This window comes from Heyndrickxia sp. FSL K6-6286, from assembly GCF_038630395.1.
GTDB lineage: Bacteria > Bacillota > Bacilli > Bacillales > Bacillaceae_C > Heyndrickxia > Heyndrickxia oleronia.
In genome coordinates this window covers 3,531,654-3,549,154 of the sequence record NZ_CP152029.1, presented here as the reverse complement: position 1 = coordinate 3,549,154, position 17,501 = coordinate 3,531,654, and the positions used below count along the sequence as shown (strand labels likewise).

Annotated in this window: 23 protein-coding genes; 9 read left to right on the top strand and 14 right to left on the bottom strand. The window is 33.6% G+C overall.

Annotated elements, in window-relative coordinates:
- Positions 1 to 11: 11 nt before the first annotated feature.
- The 6 genes from MHI39_RS17870 to MHI39_RS17845 all read right to left on the bottom strand — a co-directional run bounded on the left by MHI39_RS17870 (position 12) and on the right by MHI39_RS17845 (position 2,039).
- Positions 12 to 233 carry a spore germination protein gene (locus MHI39_RS17870; protein WP_058004775.1) on the bottom strand — a complete coding sequence of 74 codons (222 nt, stop codon included), beginning with the start codon at positions 231 to 233 and terminating at the stop codon, positions 12 to 14.
- Between the two features lie 110 nt (positions 234 to 343).
- Positions 344 to 742: a spore germination protein GerPE gene (locus MHI39_RS17865; RefSeq protein ID WP_212942735.1), complete on the bottom strand. Its 399-nt coding sequence runs from the start codon at positions 740 to 742 to the stop codon at positions 344 to 346.
- Positions 743 to 752: 10 nt separating this feature from the next.
- Positions 753 to 929, bottom strand: a complete 177-nt coding sequence (locus MHI39_RS17860) for a hypothetical protein (RefSeq protein WP_058004776.1) — start codon at positions 927 to 929, stop codon at positions 753 to 755.
- The gene (gene gerPC / locus MHI39_RS17855) at positions 919 to 1,533 is read right to left on the bottom strand and encodes a spore germination protein GerPC (protein ID WP_212942447.1); all 615 of its coding nucleotides are present in this window, start codon (positions 1,531 to 1,533) and stop codon (positions 919 to 921) included. Before gerPC ends, MHI39_RS17860 begins: the two co-directional genes overlap by 11 nt.
- A 55-nt stretch (positions 1,534 to 1,588) precedes the next feature.
- Entirely contained in the window at positions 1,589 to 1,804 is a 216-nt protein-coding gene (locus tag MHI39_RS17850; RefSeq protein ID WP_058004778.1) for a spore germination protein GerPB, read from the bottom strand.
- A 13-nt stretch (positions 1,805 to 1,817) separates the two neighbouring features.
- A complete protein-coding gene (locus tag MHI39_RS17845) occupies positions 1,818 to 2,039 on the bottom strand; it encodes a spore germination protein (protein ID WP_342539868.1) in 222 nt (73 codons plus the stop codon).
- Positions 2,040 to 2,259: 220 nt separating this feature from the next.
- Between MHI39_RS17845 and MHI39_RS17840 the strand changes: the two genes are divergently transcribed.
- From MHI39_RS17840 to MHI39_RS17825, 4 genes are all read left to right on the top strand, one after another.
- Entirely contained in the window at positions 2,260 to 3,420 is a 1,161-nt protein-coding gene (locus tag MHI39_RS17840) for a DUF418 domain-containing protein (RefSeq protein ID WP_342539867.1), read from the top strand.
- 20 nt (positions 3,421 to 3,440) lie between these two features.
- Entirely contained in the window at positions 3,441 to 4,331 is an 891-nt protein-coding gene (locus MHI39_RS17835) for a fumarylacetoacetate hydrolase family protein (protein ID WP_342539866.1), read from the top strand.
- A 75-nt stretch (positions 4,332 to 4,406) separates the two neighbouring features.
- Entirely contained in the window at positions 4,407 to 4,781 is a 375-nt protein-coding gene (locus MHI39_RS17830; RefSeq protein WP_342539865.1) for a YisL family protein, read from the top strand.
- A 130-nt stretch (positions 4,782 to 4,911) separates the two neighbouring features.
- A complete protein-coding gene (locus MHI39_RS17825) occupies positions 4,912 to 7,824 on the top strand; it encodes an EAL domain-containing protein (protein WP_342539864.1) in 2,913 nt (970 codons plus the stop codon).
- Between the two features lie 22 nt (positions 7,825 to 7,846).
- Here MHI39_RS17825 and MHI39_RS17820 read toward each other — a convergent pair whose 3' ends face one another.
- Positions 7,847 to 8,410, bottom strand: coding sequence for a DUF2777 family protein (locus tag MHI39_RS17820; protein WP_180213250.1), 564 nt, complete (start codon positions 8,408 to 8,410; stop codon positions 7,847 to 7,849).
- Between the two features lie 240 nt (positions 8,411 to 8,650).
- Between MHI39_RS17820 and MHI39_RS17815 the strand changes: the two genes are divergently transcribed.
- Positions 8,651 to 10,138: an alpha-amylase family glycosyl hydrolase gene (locus MHI39_RS17815; RefSeq protein ID WP_342539863.1), complete on the top strand. Its 1,488-nt coding sequence runs from the start codon at positions 8,651 to 8,653 to the stop codon at positions 10,136 to 10,138.
- Positions 10,139 to 10,207: 69 nt separating this feature from the next.
- Here MHI39_RS17815 and MHI39_RS17810 read toward each other — a convergent pair whose 3' ends face one another.
- Positions 10,208 to 11,074 carry an SDR family oxidoreductase gene (locus MHI39_RS17810; RefSeq protein ID WP_342539862.1) on the bottom strand — a complete coding sequence of 289 codons (867 nt, stop codon included), beginning with the start codon at positions 11,072 to 11,074 and terminating at the stop codon, positions 10,208 to 10,210.
- A gap of 164 nt (positions 11,075 to 11,238) precedes the next feature.
- Between MHI39_RS17810 and MHI39_RS17805 the strand changes: the two genes are divergently transcribed.
- The gene (locus MHI39_RS17805) at positions 11,239 to 11,748 is read left to right on the top strand and encodes a GNAT family protein (RefSeq protein ID WP_180213251.1); all 510 of its coding nucleotides are present in this window, start codon (positions 11,239 to 11,241) and stop codon (positions 11,746 to 11,748) included.
- A gap of 279 nt (positions 11,749 to 12,027) precedes the next feature.
- Here the strand turns inward: MHI39_RS17805 and MHI39_RS17800 are convergent, their stop codons facing one another.
- The 3 genes from MHI39_RS17800 to MHI39_RS17790 all read right to left on the bottom strand — a co-directional run bounded on the left by MHI39_RS17800 (position 12,028) and on the right by MHI39_RS17790 (position 13,761).
- Positions 12,028 to 12,519, bottom strand: coding sequence for a YajQ family cyclic di-GMP-binding protein (locus MHI39_RS17800; protein ID WP_058004786.1), 492 nt, complete (start codon positions 12,517 to 12,519; stop codon positions 12,028 to 12,030).
- A gap of 195 nt (positions 12,520 to 12,714) precedes the next feature.
- Entirely contained in the window at positions 12,715 to 12,846 is a 132-nt protein-coding gene (locus tag MHI39_RS17795; RefSeq protein WP_071976845.1) for a DUF3941 domain-containing protein, read from the bottom strand.
- 57 nt (positions 12,847 to 12,903) lie between these two features.
- Positions 12,904 to 13,761, bottom strand: a complete 858-nt coding sequence (locus tag MHI39_RS17790) for a DegV family protein (RefSeq protein WP_251338115.1) — start codon at positions 13,759 to 13,761, stop codon at positions 12,904 to 12,906.
- A 142-nt stretch (positions 13,762 to 13,903) separates the two neighbouring features.
- Between MHI39_RS17790 and MHI39_RS17785 the strand changes: the two genes are divergently transcribed.
- Positions 13,904 to 14,758 (top strand): YitT family protein, encoded by an 855-nt coding sequence (locus tag MHI39_RS17785; RefSeq protein ID WP_058004788.1) that lies wholly within the window; start codon positions 13,904 to 13,906, stop codon positions 14,756 to 14,758.
- Positions 14,759 to 14,794: 36 nt separating this feature from the next.
- Here the strand turns inward: MHI39_RS17785 and MHI39_RS17780 are convergent, their stop codons facing one another.
- From MHI39_RS17780 to MHI39_RS17770, 3 genes are all read right to left on the bottom strand, one after another.
- Positions 14,795 to 14,983 (bottom strand): DUF3813 domain-containing protein, encoded by a 189-nt coding sequence (locus MHI39_RS17780; RefSeq protein ID WP_071976846.1) that lies wholly within the window; start codon positions 14,981 to 14,983, stop codon positions 14,795 to 14,797.
- Positions 14,983 to 15,138: a hypothetical protein gene (locus MHI39_RS17775; protein ID WP_169792992.1), complete on the bottom strand. Its 156-nt coding sequence runs from the start codon at positions 15,136 to 15,138 to the stop codon at positions 14,983 to 14,985. The genes MHI39_RS17780 and MHI39_RS17775 overlap by 1 nt, the downstream gene beginning before the upstream one ends.
- A gap of 109 nt (positions 15,139 to 15,247) precedes the next feature.
- The gene (locus MHI39_RS17770) at positions 15,248 to 16,060 is read right to left on the bottom strand and encodes a Cof-type HAD-IIB family hydrolase (RefSeq protein WP_058004790.1); all 813 of its coding nucleotides are present in this window, start codon (positions 16,058 to 16,060) and stop codon (positions 15,248 to 15,250) included.
- 180 nt (positions 16,061 to 16,240) lie between these two features.
- On the opposite strand from MHI39_RS17770, the gene MHI39_RS17765 reads away from it, so the two are divergent.
- Together MHI39_RS17765 and MHI39_RS17760 are read left to right on the top strand one after the other, a co-directional pair.
- Positions 16,241 to 17,017, top strand: coding sequence for a prolyl oligopeptidase family serine peptidase (locus MHI39_RS17765; protein WP_280618211.1), 777 nt, complete (start codon positions 16,241 to 16,243; stop codon positions 17,015 to 17,017).
- Between the two features lie 64 nt (positions 17,018 to 17,081).
- On the top strand, positions 17,082 to 17,393 hold the full coding sequence (locus MHI39_RS17760; RefSeq protein ID WP_058004792.1) for a metal-sulfur cluster assembly factor: 312 nt from the start codon (positions 17,082 to 17,084) through the stop codon (positions 17,391 to 17,393).
- Positions 17,394 to 17,501 lie beyond the last annotated feature (108 nt).

The window sequence follows — 17,501 nt, the reverse complement described above, 5'->3', positions numbered from 1 at the left end:
TATTTTTTTATTTAATTATTTCCAGCAATAGGCTGATCGATTAGATTTGCATCAAAGGTTGTATTCAAACTAAATCCATTATTAACCATAAATAAAGCTCCTGTATTTACTGCCCCAGAGCCATTTGTAGTTTTCGCACTGGTTTTTGGGGATATAATCGCTGTATCTCCGAAATGTACGACACCATTACCTTCAACATTAATAATTTGTGTAGCCCCAACTAAGGCAGGCATGGTCAACATCCTTTTCTAAAGAAGTATTTTTATAGGCTCTTAAAAACTTTCTTGGTTTCTTCGTATAGATTTATAGCTTATCGTAATTAACTATTGAAGAACTATATTTATTACCGCTGTACACTCTCTGAAGGTTTCCTAGATTTTTCTTCTAACTGTCGAGTATGATGAACCCTTGATTCCAGATAGACCTTTTTTGTACTACCAATATGGAAAATAGCACTTGTAGATAAACCGATTATTCTCACATAGGAAACATGAATATTTGGATTGGCATTATATCGATTAAAACGGAGTGTTTCAGAAATTGGTGGGATCGGAATAGGCTCCTTGAAATTTGCGAAATTTTCATAATCGGCTTCATATCCATAATAAATTTGTTTTTCCCTTTGGACCGCAAATACTCTATTATATGCATTTAGAAAGGTAGAGTCTCCAATATGGACATTAGATGCATAGAAGATATCATTTATTCTTACATCATCTACAAAAGAATTTCTTTGCGCCATATTCATATTATTAATCAGGAACAAATGGAGTAAACGGTCCAATAATTAGAGATTCCGCCGGTGTATCAAAGGTTGCTGCTTGCTGAATGGTTTCTGCATCACCAATAAGGAAAAGTGAGGAACTCGCTATCCCGATTACACGTATGTTACCTACATTAATTTCTCGATTGACTACATTAAGCTCCATTCTGCTCATCTCCGTTCATATTATTTGGTAATTTCGAAATAAACATATATACTGCTTGATCAATGTCTGCTTTCAATCTTGCAAATACTTGGTTTAATAACTCCTCTTGGGTCACATTTCCATGATTTTCCCCCGCAAGAATGTTAATGAAATAATCAACCCGCTGTGGAAGTTGTTTTTGAAGATCCTCTATGATAAAATCTCGATATTTCGTATCCAATCGATAGCCTAATTGTTGTTCGGTATCATGGATTACTGAGTTGACATCTTTACTAATGTATTGCCCTAATCGATCTAAAAGGTTCTGTTTAAAAGCAGGATTCGTAATAAAATTCGGTTGCATTTGGGGAGTAGGAATTTCCATATCCTCGATATTATTTAAATCCGCGGGATTTATCCCGATATTTAATGTACCATCGAGTTTTTCGATTTTTAGTTGATCAAATTTATATTCTAAACGCTCCACATTGATTGGAGGCTTATCCTTAAGCGCATCAATTTCCTTCGATAATTTGTTAATCATTTTTTCAAATTGGGATAGTTTTTTTTGTTGATATTGAATATATTGATATAATTTTTGAATATGTCCATTATAATCAATCATAAATAAAACCTCCCTTTTTGTTGTTGATTGTGTATCATATGATGATCAACGTTGATTAATCATTTCTAAAAGGAACGACAATTGGCGGGAATTCTTCAGCCCCTTGCGCAGTTCCAATTACTGGTGCGGGTTCAGTAAAGCATCCAGTATCATACAAATAGGAAGCTGGCTTTATGATTCCGGCCGTACCAATCTGGAATACAGAGGAATTAGAAATCCCCCCGATTTTAATCATCCTTATTTGAATCGTTTGTTGAATATAAACCTTCATATAATCACACCTATTACAAATTAAAATTATTTCCCTGATCAATTCCATCATTATCGAAAGTATTTGTTGCAGATTGATGATTGCTAATGGTTAAAGTCTCTCCCGTATTAAAAGATCCCGCTCCTGCAAAGGTTTTTGCTGTTGATATGGGAGTCAATTGAAAAACATCACCGATATGAAAAACACCGCTCGAACCAATATTCATGATTTGAACGGCACCAACAAAGCCTGGCATAACCGTTCACATCCTTTTTACCAAAATTCCCAAATGAGGAATCACATCTCTTTAGCAGAATTCTGAAAAAGCCTAAAATCCATGATTACATGAATATCATATGAGAAAATAAAAGATGTGTGATTCATTCGCCTAATTGGATAAGTCATTGTACAATGAAATTAGATCGTTATTTTTTATCTTTTAAAATTAATAAATGTTTAGGAGGACAGACAGTCAAGTGCAGCCAATTCAAAGTAATGAAAGAATTTCTTCTTTAGATGTATTAAGAGGATTTAGCTTACTAGGTATCTTTCTTGTAAATATGATCTCGTTCGAATCACCAATCCTATATTACGACCCACAGGGGTGGTGGCAGGGAACAGACAAGTCTTTGTTCTCCTGGATTGAAGTATTAGTTCAATCTAGCTTTTATCCGATATTTGCTATGCTGTTTGGATATGGATTAGTGATCTTGAGGGAACGATGCGAACAAAAAGGTATTTCATTTAATAAATTAGGTGTTCGCAGACTTTTGCTATTAGTAGTAATTGGAGCCATTCATGCCTTTTTTATTTGGTCTGGAGATATCTTAGTGAATTATGCAATATTCGGATTGATTTTAATGCTTATATTAAATTGGTCCGGAAAAACATTGATCTATTCTGGATTAGCATTATTTTTGATTCCTAACCTTCTATTTAGTTTATTATTAATGCTTCTTGCGATGACTTCACCACATGATATTAGCACATATTCAGATATGGCAGGTATTACTGAGTCAGTAAAAAACTACGGTTCAGGTACATATATTGAAATTACAGCACAGCGTTTTCATGATTGGTATATGGTGAATGGGCCAGAAAATATTATTTTTATCCTATTTTCTATCATTCCATTAATGATGATTGGGGCAGGTACAGCGAAGCTTAAATGGCTTCAAACGAAAATAGATAAGAAGAAGTGGCTTGTTTTATTTATTCTTTCAGCAATCATTGGCTTATTTTTAAAGCTATTACCCGTAGTTATTGATTCTAACCTTGCATATAAATTTATACAGCAATCATTAGGAGGAACGATTTTAAGCCTAGCTTACATTTCACTTATCATTCTTTTATTAACAAATAAATATTTTAGTAAACTCTTCAAACCTTTTGCTACGGCTGGTCGAATGTCATTAACAATTTATTTAACTCAATCAATAGTAGGTACATTGATTTTTTATCATTATGGATTGGGTTTATATACTAAGCTGACACTAGGAACAAGTATGCTGCTCGCTATATTAATCTATATCATACAGGTAGTACTAGCAGAGCTATGGTTTATTAAGTTTAAATATGGACCTGTTGAAAAAGTATGGCGTTTACTAACTTATGGGAAAGCTATAAAATCAAAATAAATGGATAAAGGGGTGAGAAAATGAAATTTTTAAGTTTTAAGATTAATGGAACAGAGCAATATGGGGTATTTAATGATCAATCTAATGAAATAATGAATCTTGCCTTGTTGGCACAAAAAGATGGTACCTTACCTTTAACACTAATAGAGGGAATTAAGCAGGGGGATTCCTTTATTAGCTCAGTTAACCAAGCAATAGAGAACTTGGGGAATGAAAGAAATACATATCTAGTCAATAAGGATATGATCGAATGGCTTTCACCAATTCCACATCCAATAAAAAATATTATGTGTGTAGGCAAGAATTATCGTGAACACGCAATTGAAATGGGAAGTGAAGCAGACATTCCGGAGCATGTAATGGTATTTACAAAGGCAACAACAACAGTCACAGGGCATTTAACTACTATACAATCCCATTCCGAGATTACGAATCAACTAGATTATGAAGGGGAATTAGCTGTAGTTATCGGCAAAAAAGGGAAAAATATTTCAGAGGAAGAAGCATTGCAATATGTTTTTGGCTATACCATTCTAAATGATATTACTGCAAGGGATTTACAAAGTAGACATAAGCAGTTTTTTATTGGAAAAAGTTTAGATACATCTTGTCCAATTGGACCATGGATTGTTCATCATTCGACTATTTCTAGTCCCAATGATTTAACAATTACAACGAAAGTCAATGATGAAATTCGCCAACATTCAAATACAAAACATTTTATTTTTTCCATTGAAACCATTATTTCTACTTTATCAAAAGGAATGACATTAGAACCAGGAGACATCATTGCTACAGGAACACCTTCTGGAGTAGGGAAAGGATTCAATCCACCTAAATTTTTGAAAAAGAACGATCGAATCGATATTAGTATCGATGGGATTGGAACTTTGACAAATAAAGTACAATAGATTAAGGGATATATCTTCAATACTCTTCTTATGATAAGATGTTTGAAGCACATAAAACTTTAGGAGGTTAAATAAATGTATACAACACATGCACATGTTACGACATGGGTCATTGCAATCATCTTGTTTGTCATTGCATTTGCACTTTATAAAAGTGCAAATACAAAAGGCTCTAAGATTGTTCACATGATTCTAAGATTATTTTACATATTAGTCATTATCACAGGTGGAATTCTATTCTTTAAATTCCAATCAACATTTGGTCCTGCACTATACGGAATGAAATTATTAGGTGGTTTACTTGTCATTGGAATGATGGAAATGATTTTAACTCGTATTAAGAAAGGAAAAGGTACAGGTCTTTTCTGGTTATTATTCATCATTTTCTTTGTAGCTGTTCTATACCTAGGATTTGTAAAACTACGTATGGGATTACATCCATTTGGATAATAGAAAGCGTCATTAGCTGAAAAGCGATGACGCTTTTTTATTTTGGTCTTAGTGACAGTGGGAAGTTTATCCTGTAAAATAAGTGTAAAGATAACCAAAATTTCGACAATTAAGGTGGTGGATTGACACCATGGCAACGTCATTTCAACTAATTTATGAAAATGAAGGGCAATTAATAAAGTTTATTGATGATCATGAGTTAGCACAATATCCAACTTTATTGATACAAGCTTATGTTTCACAAATGGAAGGTCAGGAATTGGACACATTACGAAATACTCTCTTAAAGCATCTTCCGAAAGCAAAATTGATTGGTGGCAATTCCCGTGGAGAAATTATAGATGGTCGGGTTTCAGAGAGAAAGCCAATCCTCACCTTTACTGTTTTTGATAAAACGAATATTCATTCCAATTTATTTACTATCCAAGAAGATATGAATGGGTTTCAGCTTGGACAAACGATTGTGAAAGAACTAGTAAACTCTGAAACTAAGGTATTAATTGTACTCGCAAGTCACCATCATTCTCTTCTAAATGACGTTCTATCAGGTATTTATGAATGGAGTCCAGACGTTCATATTGTAGGAGGGGTAATGGCAGAAGAGGCTAGCCATCATTCTTTTATAGTCACACAGCAGGGGATAACTAGCCATGGGATAGCTGTTGCTTCATTAGATAATCAGAACCTTTATGTAAAAACAATGGTGAATGCTGACTGGCAGGAGATTGGAAGTACATTTACCGTTACAAAATCAAAAAATCAACGAATATATGAAATTGATGGGAAAAAGCCAGTACAAGTATTAAAGACTTATTTGGGACAAGGATTTATTAACCGATTGCCATATTCCGGCTTGGAATTTCCGTTACTGATTCATAGAAATGGGAAGAAAAAGGAATTTTTTATTAAAAGAACCGTAGATTTTGGTGGAATCCAGGTAAGTGATTCTATTTTTGAGGGGGAAGAAATAACATTCGCTATTCCAAATATTGAGAGCCAAGTAAATTCATCTATTAAGCAACTAAAGAACTTAAAGTTGCAGAAAATTGATTCTGTGTTTGTTTTCCACAGTATCACACGAATGAAAGGGATTGAGGGATTAGCACAATTTGAGTTAAAATCGTTAGCTATGAATGCGCCGGTTAGTGGGTTTTTTTGTAATGGAGAAATTGCCAAGCGGCAAGGAGGATTTCCGCAAGTATTTTCTCATTCAATGTCCTATCTAGCCTTTTCCGAAGCTAAGGAAAAAAGCAAAATGGTACCAGATCTTCATTACCATATGCCTGATTATGCTCATACATTCGTTACTCTATCAAATTTAATTAATGCTTCGTCACAAGATATTAAAGCTCTGAATAATGAGATGAAAATATCAGAAGAACAATATCGTTCATTATTTAATAATAATACAGATATGATCTATTCTACAGACTTAAGAGGGAATTTTACTAGTATGAACCCTGTTTTTCTTAAAAACTTAGGGTATGCACAAGAAGAGTTGTTAGGAAAATCTGCGTTAAAATTAGTTCAAGAGGCAGATGTAAATCGAATCAAAAGACATTTTCACCGAACAATTGATGGGAAACCTCAGTATTATGACATTGAAATATATACGAAGAATGGCAAAGCTTCGTATTATCATATAAAAAATATCCCGATAACTGTGAATAATGAATGTGTGGGGATATATGGAATTGGAAGAGACATAACAGAGAACTTAGAATTTGAAAAGAAAATCACACAATTAGCTAATTATGATGAGGAAACAGGGTTACCTAATCGTAATAAATTTAAAGAAATTATTGATCGGATGTTAGAGAGAGCTAAAAAGAAAAAACGGACATTAGCTGTTATGTTTGTTGATTTTAATCGGTTTAATATGATTAATGATGCACTTGGACATGATGCTGGCGATCTGTTTTTAAAGGAAATGGCAGTAAGAATAAAAAATTGTCTTTTAACAGGGGCTTATGTAGGAAGATTTGGAAGTGATAAATTCACTATTTTATTAACGAAAAATTCAAGCCCTGAATATGTCACTAATATGTGTAAATTATTATTAGAAGCCATACAACTACCTTTCAAATTTCAAGATAAGGAGTTCTTTATAACTGCGAGTATTGGAGTTAGTATGTATCCTTATGACGGATATGATAGTGATATATTAATGAAGAATGCTGATATTGCCTTAAATCGAGCAAAGCTCCAAGGCGGGAATGAATGGATTTTCTTTTCTGATGAAATGAATGATGAAACCATTAAACGTTTAGAGCTGGAAAGTGATCTACGGCGTGCTTTGAAAAATAATGAATTATACCTTTTGTACCAGCCAATCGTTGAAAAGGGGACTAGAAAGCTGATAACTTGTGAAGCGCTAATCCGTTGGCAGCATCCTCAAAGAGGAATAGTTCCACCTTTAGAGTTTATTCCAATAGCCGAAGAAACGGGTTTAATCCATTCAATTGGGAAATGGGTATTGAAAACGGCTTGTAAACAGGTTGTGGATTGGCATAATGAAGGATTAACTGATGTAAGTATATCAATTAATGTTTCTGCTTTTCAATTTCAAAACCGATGGTTTATTGAAGAGGTAAAGAATGCACTAGCATATTCAGGACTGCATCCTAAATATCTTCATCTAGAATTAACAGAAACGGTCATGCTAAATGATTCACAAAAAACCATAGAAGTCATGAAAGCACTTACGAATATTGGTGTGAAAATTTCGATTGATGATTTTGGAACTGGTTATTCTTCCTTGAGCTATTTAAAAAATTTGCCGATCCATATTTTAAAGATTGATCGTTCATTTATTCAGAATTTAGATGTAAATACTCCTGATTTTGCCATTGTAAAATCAATTATGACAATGGGACATGGGCTCGGATTACAAGTTACAGCAGAAGGAATTGAAACAACGGAGCAGCTAGAAATTTTAGAAGAAATGAATTGTGATTTTTTACAAGGCTACTTCATTGAAAAACCGTTATTCCCTGATCAATTAAAGGAATGGTTGAATCACCAGCACAGCATAATGATATAAATAAACGGAGCCTAGGCTCCGTTTATTTTAACATTTTATCAATAACCACTCTTTTACCTGTACTCAAGGTGAATTCAAATCGATCTTGTTTTTCATTTTCATAAATAAAATGGTGTTGGACCGCCACAACAGATTCTTCATTATCAAAAATAAGAATATTTACCCCTTGTTTTTTATCAAGATTATCTAAAAATGAAAGATGATTATGACAAAAAATACAATCATATATGGAAAAATCCAATGTGTTTAGCGTGGAAAGAAACTGTAAAAATACATCATCCTCAAACTCATCCAATAACATTTGCAGTGAAAAAACGATCTGCTTTCTCATTCTTACCTTCATTTTATCCAATAGAAAAATCGTTTCATTTTTATGATTGAGACGACCATCTTCTTCCAATATTCCTTTAATCCATTTATGCTGAAAATAGATTTCAATTTCTTGATCGATATAGTGTTCAAGCATCATCGCTTCATCAGTCTCATAATCAAAAAATACCCATTGATCATTAATATTCTCAATCACCCCTTCTAAAAAGGCCCTTGATTGATGCTCTATAAGCTGCATTCTTTGTAATTGTCCCATCAAATAAACCTCCAATATTCAATCGTCTATCATCGTTTTGGACAATCAACGGGATATTCATACAGTCTTTACGTAATAAAAATTAAATTATTCCGGACTACTTCTATTGCAGTAGACAAAGATGTGTCATATAAAATTCAAATTTGTAGGCTATTTTTCTTTTAATTTCACTGTATTAGTTTGACGTTAGATTCTAGAAAGGATAATCTTAATGCGAGGAATTATTTAGGAGGATATTTTATGCTTAAAAAGGTTTTAGCATTCTGCTTTACTCTGCTTCTTCTTTTTTATTCAGTACCAGTTCATGCGGCGGGTGTAGAAGAGCAAGATTGGCAGGATCAAATGATATATTATTTAATCGTTGATCGATTTAATAATGGGGATTCTAGTAATGATAAAAACGTAAATGCATTGAACCCATTAGGGTATCAAGGTGGTGACTTTCAAGGAATTATCGATAAATTAGATTACCTGGAGGATCTAGGTTTTACAACTGTCATGCTTTCACCCATTTTCGATAATGATGATAAAGGGTACGATGGTTCACGAATTAAAGACTATTATAAGACAGAAGAGCATTTTGGTTCATTAAAATCATTTAAGAAGCTAGTTAAAGAAGTACATAATCGTGATATGAAAATAATAATTGATTTTCCAACTTATCAAGTAAGCCCGGAAAATTCACTTGTCCAAGATTCGGCTAAAAAGGACTGGTTTAATGGAACAACAAAAGATCAATTGCCTGTATTGAATCAGGAAAATTCTCAAGTGAAACAGTATTTAATTGATGCAGCTAAATGGTGGGTTAATCAAACAGATATAGATGGATATTTTCTAAGTGACGCTGATCATTTTCCGGAATCATTTTGGAAGGAATTCTCTTCAACTGTAAAATCAAAAAAGAGTGATTTATATTTACTGGGAGAAGTTAGTTCAAATTCGTTAATTAAAAATCATGAAAAAGCAGGCTTTGACGGAATGATGGATCATAACTTAAATCAACCGATGCGTGATGCTTTTTCCAATATTAATCAGCCAATTAAGCCAGTACTTGATATCATAAATCAACATAAAGAAACATATAAAAATGCAAATTTGATCGGTGCTTTTTATGATAATCCAAATATGAAGCGATATACACGGGATATGGTTAATAATAATCTTTTTCCTGGTACAAGATGGAAGCTTGCATTGACCTATTTATATACACAGCCTGAAATACCAATCGTTTATTATGGAACAGAGATTGCTGTCGATGGTGGTAATGCTCCAGAAAATCGCCAAATGATGAATTTTCGCGCGGATAAAGAATTAATCGATTACATGACAATGATTGGGGAAATTCGTCAGATGCAACCAGCCCTTAGAAGGGGAACGATGAAAACCATTTATGATAAAGATGGAATGGTTGTATTTAAAAGAGAATACAAAGGCAAAATCAATATTGTTGCAATCAATAATACGGATAAAACTCAAATAGTTAACATTTCGCAAGATGAATTACAAGATAATAAGGAATTAAGAGGATTAATTAGTGGGGGAATTGAAAGAGAAGATAATGGTGTTTTCAAGCTTGCATTAGACAGGGAAACATCCGAAATCTACAATGTTGTAGAGAAAACAGGTATTAACTATGTGATGATTGCCGTCCTTGTTGCTATCTGGGTCGCATTTATACTATTTGTCGTTACTGTCCGTAAACGCGGAAAGAACAAAAAAGTACAATAAAAAATGAAAAGATAGGGTTGGTAGAAAATGAACATCCCTATCTTTTCATTTTTTTATTTCTTCTATCCGCTAACCATTTATGATCGTACCACCATTCACATGAATAATCTGACCTGAAACATAGCTAGAATCATCGGATGCTAAATATACATAGGCTGGGGCAAGTTCAAATGGTTGTCCTGGTCTACTCATTGGTACATCCGCTCCAAAATGTTCTACCTGTTCAGCGGAAAATGTTGATGGAATAAGTGGTGTCCAAATAGGACCTGGTGCGACACCATTCACTCGAATTCCATTACCTATAAGAGAAAGTGATAGTGATCTTGTAAAAGAGACGACTGCTCCTTTCGTAGAGGAATAATCAATCAATTGTTTATTTCCTCCATATGCTGTAATCGAAGCAGTATTAATAATACTACTCCCATTTTTTAAGTGTGGAAGGGCAGCTTGTACCATGAAAAAATAAGAAAAAATATTCGTTTGGAACGTCCTCAATAATTGTTCCTTAGTAATATTTAAAATACTTTGTTGTGGATGCTGTTCTGCAGCGTTATTAACTAGTATATCTATCTTTCCAAACTGTTCAATTACTTGTTTAATAGCAGTTTTGCAGTGCGTTTCATCTCCTAAATCTCCCTGAATTAATAAGCAATTTTTCCCCTCTTTTTCAACTAATTCTTTAGTATTTTGTGCATCTTGATCTTCATTTAAATAACATATGGCAATATCAGCGCCTTCTTTAGCGAAATAGATAGCAACAGCTTTACCAATTCCACTATCTCCTCCCGTAATAATCGCTGTTTTTCCCGAAAGTTTTCCACTGCCTTTATAACCTGGATTGATTGATTTAGGGATTGGGTTCATTTCTGTTTCTACACCAGGTTGCTGTGTTTGATGTTGTTTTGGTAATGTTTTTTTTGATTGTTGATTAGACATAATCTCACTCCTTTTTTTGTTAAAGGCTCTTTTCCCAATTATAAATTTCATAAGAATCGTTAAAGTGTTTATTTAGGCATAAGAGCTAGAAATTAAGCTTTTACAAAAGCAATATACATAATGAAAACAGCTTTGTTAAAATAAGTTAAAGGGGGCTTTTTTTAATGGAAATTACGATTCGAGAAATTAAATTAGAAGATGCATCAAAATTACTCCAGCATACACAATTAGTGTTTACCCAATCTACGTTCTTATTAACCACTCCTGAAGAATTTACATTAACAATTGAAAGGCAACGTGACTGGATAGAGGAACAGTCAAAAATAGGTAATTATATGCTAGTTGCTGAAGACAACGGTAAGATTATTGGCTTTTTAAATGCATCACGTTCACAAAGAAAAAGAGTCAGTCATAATTGCTTGTTTGGTATAAGTATTCAAAAGGATTATTGGAATAAAGGGATAGGCAGGAAAATGATTATGAAAATGTTACAGTGGGCAGAAAGTCATCCTCAAATTGAAAAAGTTCTACTCGAAGTTTTTGCTCATAATGAAAGAGCAATTCATTTATATCAATCATTGGGATTTATAGAAGAAGGAAGGAAGAAAAAACATATTAAATTTGATGATGGCACTTATATCGATGAAATAATTATGTCAAGATTTGTAAAATAATCATTGTTATTTTCTTTATTTTAGGCTCTTTTCTTAAACATTGTTCCTATTTAAGTTAACTATTTAACTATCAGCTGAAGATCGTTACACCTTTCATTTTACTGGGAAAAGAGCTGCAATTTCCATAGGAACCGCTGGAATCCTTTATGGGGTGTACAAGCCGGCAATTGGGCTTTTACAAAAGCAACAAACTATACGAAAACAGCTGTATTTTAAGACATGCAATAGGAAAAATCAAAGGCAATAAAAAAACGAATTGGGCTTAATAGCCCATTCGTTCTATCGATAGTTTACAAATTGCACGTCAACAGATAGGTCTGCTTCCCGTACTGCAGCAATGATCTTTTGTAAATCATCACGACTTTTTCCCGTTACACGAATTTGATCATCCTGAACTTGACTCTTTACTTTTACACCACTGTTTTTAATGATTGTATTAATTTTTTTGGCGTTTTCCTTATCGATGCCTTGAATAAGCTTTGCACGTTGTCGAACAGTTCCACCAGAGGCACCTTCTAATTTGCCATAGTCCAGATTTTTAACAGGAACTCCTCTTTTTATTAGCTTACTAAAGAGGACATCTTTTAATTGATTCATTTTAAATTCGTCATCAGATATAAGGACAAGCTCTTCTTTATCCAAACTGATTTCACTCTTACTTCCCTTAAAATCATATCGTGTTTGAATTTCCTTCATTGCAAGATTAATCGCATTAGTTACTTCTGAAAAATCAACATTCGATACAATATCAAAAGAACTTTCTTTTGCCATGGAGTAACCTCCTATTACTAATATAATATACAATGGCTCTTTAAAGCCTATATATTTAAAAATAGCAAATTACAAGTGGAAAGTCCAACCAATTTGTTAGAGACTAAAAAAAACAAGGCTTAAATGGCCTTGTTTATTATGATGGTTGTTTTTGGTGAATTGAAACTTAGTTTTAATCTCACACATGAGCCTGTATTATAGATGATCCGTCTTTTTCGAATACTGGTTTTTACCTGCTTTACGATTTTTTTCACGCATCATATTTTTTTCATGGCGTAATGCATTATTATCTTTTGCTTTCTTGTCGTTATCTGATGTATGTGGCATAGATTTCATTCTCCTTTCAAGTAGTAACATTCCCTTATCAAAAGGAGAATATGAAAGCTATTTCTTTGCGTTTAAGAAAAATAGTGCAAGTGTTCCGGGACCTGCATGTGATCCAACGGCTGAACCAATAATATTAATATAGAAATCCTTTGTCCCAAACCGTTCCTGAATCATTGCTTTCATTTCAAGGGCAGCTTCTTCGTCATCTCCATGACTGATACCAACCACTTGATGTTCTAAATCGATTCCTCTTTCCTCCATAACATCAAGGATTCTTTTTAGAAGTTTTTTCTTGCCGCGAATCTTCTCGATGGGGATAAGTTTCCCTTCTTCGACATGTAAGAGTGGTTTAATATTTAAAAGGCCACCTAAGAATGCGGAAGCTTTTGAAAGTCGTCCACCTTTTGCGAGGTAATCGAGGTCTTCGACTGTAAATAAATGTTCCATATGTTGACTGCGGAAATGGATATCATCAATAATTTCTTCCTTTGAAGCCCCATTAGCTGCCATCTCAGCTGCTGATTTTACAACTAATCCAAACCCAACGGAAGCGCATTTTGTATCAATAATTGTAAGATCTAGATTTGGATACTCTTCTTTTACTTGTTCGTGGACCATAACAGCCGTTTGATATGTTCCAGATAGTGCAGAGGAGAAAGCAATATAGATCCCAGATTGATTAGATTTGGCTAATTCTGTAAACACTTCTTGGAAAACTTGCGGTGTAGGTTGAGATGTTTTTGGCATTTTTCCAGCTCTAATTTCTTTGAATACTTGCTTAGGATTGATCGTTTGCAAGTCTTCATATTCTGTTTCATCTATGTATACGCGAAGAGGTATTAATGTCACTTGATTTTCTTGAAAAAATGATAGTGGCATATCACTGGCGCTATCTGCAAATATTTTGACACCCATATTTTTTCACCCCTAAAAATTAAAAAATATATAAATAAATTTATGAGTTCACATTTTAGTGTACCATTTTTAGCGAAAATCACAATCCTTTCAGTATGAACATACGGGATTTGGGTAAATCAATAAAAGAAGGAGGTTGATTATGAAAATTGATTCAGTATGGGAACATGTAAAGAAACTAGGTGTTGTTTTTATTGGTGCTGTTCTCAATGCATTTGCAATGAACTATTTTTTGAAGCCAGCAAATGTTTATGCTAGTGGATTTACAGGAATCGCACAATTATTATCTAAAATAATTACTCAATTCACACCATTACATCTATCAACAGGATTATTATTATTTCTATTTAATATACCTGTTGCAATTTTAGGATGGAAAAAGATTGGGAAGATCTTTACTTTATACAGCTTTATTTCGGTAATTTTTATGTCTATTTTATTGGAAGTTATTCCAATCCAAAAAACTTCAAGTGATATCCTATTATACTCTGTTTTTGGAGGTGTTATTACTGCCGTAGGTGTCGGAATTACTTTGAAGTTTGGTGCTTCAACAGGTGGACTTGATATTATTGCTATGGTTTTATCACGAATGAAGGACAAGCCTGTTGGAAATTACTTTTTTATTTTAAATGCGGGAATCGTTATAACTGCTGGTGCCGTATATGGTTGGGATAAGGCATTGTATACTCTTTTATCACTATATGCTTCTACAAGAGTGATTGATGCTATACATACAAGGTATCAGAAACTTACAGCGATGATTATAACAAAGAGGTCAGAGGAATTAAAAAGGGCTATCCATTCAAAATTGGTGCGCGGAATTACTTTGATCCCGGTAAAGGGTGCGTTCTCTAATGAAGAACGACAGATGCTAATGATTGTCATAACAAGATATGAATTATATGACCTAGAACATATCATTAAAGAGGTAGATCCTAATGCATTTACTAATATTGTTCAAACGACTGGGATTTTTGGCTTCTTTAGAAAGGAATAAACTTAACTGGATAAAAAAATAGCTGCCATAAGGCAGCTATTTTAGTCGATCAATTTCTGATTGAAGTTCTTGTAATTGCTGCTGTTCAGCAAAGGTTGAATTAGCATATGCAGAAGACAAGGCATTTTTTGCTTTAGAAATTAGTTCCTGTTGGTTTCCATTCCCAGAAGCATCTTTTGCCATTTCTACATACTGTCTCGCTTGTTGAAACAATCTATTCGCCATTATTCTATTCCTCCTAAGGAGGACTCTTTCATAAGCTCAGTTTGTTGTTCTTCTGCCTCAGCTAAAGTGGAACGATAAGGAAATCGCTCTGCATGTTTTGCCACAGCGTCTTTTCCTTGTTGAACAAAGCGTTTAGACTTGTTTCTTTTACCCAAACGAAACACCGCCTTTTCATTCAAGTGTGAACGAAACTAATTATGACTGTTCGTTCAATAAATAGTATGAATCATGTTAGGGATAATAAAACGAGAAATAAATGGCATTTTATTTTAGTTTAAAGAAGTCTTCCAGAAAGACTGAAACCCCATCATCCATATTAGAAAAAGTAACTTCATTTGCAATGTCTTTCAATGGTTTAATACCATTCCCCATTGCTACTCCTACTCCAGCATATTCGATCATTTCCAAATCATTATCCTCATCTCCGAAAGCGATAATATTTTTTTGATCAATTTGATAATAATCCGCTACCTTTTGAATACCAACAGCTTTATTTAATCCAGATTTAACGATCTCAATAATATGCCAAGGAGCTCCCCAGCGACGATGGTCAATAACCTCCGCATGCATCGTACTCAAATGTTCTCGTATATGGTGGACATGTTTTTCTTCTGCATGAATTAGTAGAGAGGTTGGATGATCATTTAACATTTGATTGAGATTTCCTGTAGTTATATTGGGGTTACCCATATGAAAAATATCTAATAGCTTTTTGTCATGATTGTGCAAATAAACATTATCTAAAACTTCCGCAACAATATTATAGACATTGTATTGATTACATGAATTTACAATTTGCTTGGCTACATCTAATTCCATTGGACTATGGTAATTTCCCCAATTCTCATCTAATGGATGATGCACAAATGCTCCATTAAAGTTTACGATAGGTGTATTTAATTCCAATTCATGATAATATTGAACACTAGAGCGGAAAGGTCTACCTGTTGAAATCATAACAATATGGCCTTCCTGTTGAAGTCTTTTTAATGTTTTTAATGTTCTTTCTGAAATGGTTTTATTATCGGTTAAAAGTGTACCATCTAAATCTAAAGCAATTAAAAATTGATTTTTCATTTTATGTCTCCTTAAACGAATAGTTGAGTTCATAGAACATAATGTGTATTTTTTTTGCATTAGTTGTTTTTCACAAGGGTGGTTAATAGAAAAGAGCTTCTGTTAAAATATAGCTATTAATTTAAATATACTAAATGTTACAGTCAATTAGAAGGATAACATCCTAGAGGAGAGAGAATAGTGGTCATTATTGAGAAACAGCAGATTGATTCGATTCCCGTTTTACATCTTGTAAAAGATACAATCAAAGAACAAAAATTACCATTTATCATCTTTATACACGGTTTTGAATCCGCTAAAGAACATAATTTACATTATGCCTATTTATTAGCCGAAAAGGGTTTTAGAGTGGTGTTACCTGAAGCAAAATACCATGGAGAAAGAGAAGACAATATTTCACAGACTGAAAGAATGTTCCGTTTTTGGGATGTGATTATTCAAACCATTCATGAATTAAACACAATAAAGAATTTTTATGTACAAGCAGAACAGGCGAATGAGAAATCTATTGGCGTAGTTGGTACTTCAATGGGTGGGATCATTACCTTAGGTGCATTAACACAGTATGAATGGATACGAGCAGCCGTTAGCTTAATGGGAAGTCCGAATTACGTAAAATTTGCAAAGGCACAAATTGAGCATTTTAGAGAAATAGGTGCTCATATTCCATTCTCAGATGTACAGCTAAAAGAACAGTATCAAGCCTTAGAACCTTATGATTTAAGTTTACAACCTTATAAACTTAATGATCGCCCATTAATGTTCTGGCACGGAAAAAAGGATAAAATGGTACCGTATGACCCAACCTTTGCATTTTACAATCAAATAAAAGATCAATATAAGGGAAATCCTGATACTATTTACTTTCTAACGGATGAAACTGCAGGTCACAAGGTTTCTCGAGAGGGTCTTCTTGAAACAGTAAAATGGTTTGAAAAATGGTTGATAAATAGCTAAAAATTTTACAATTTAGCGATTTTTGATATGATGAAGATAATCGAAAGATGAAGGAGTGAAAGTAATGGATGCAGATTTAAAAGAAAGTATTCTTGGTGCGCTCGAACAAGTAATCGATCCTGAACTAGGGATTGACATTGTAAACTTAGGACTTGTTTATGATATAGAAATGACTGATGAAGGGAAAGCGATTGTTACAATGACTTTGACCGCAATGGGTTGCCCACTTGCTGGCATAATCGTTGACCAAGTTCAGTTAGCATTAAAAGATCTTCCTGAAGTGAAGGATACAGAAGTAAATATTGTATGGAATCCACCTTGGTCAAAAGAACGCATGTCTCGCTATGCAAAAATTGCCTTAGGTATTCCAGATTAATAAAGGGAACATTTTCGTTCCTTTTTTTTATAAACATTTTTTCTAAACTTGTTTCTGTTAAGTTTTCCCTAGTAAGAACTTGTTGAAATTACACAAAATAAATATTGT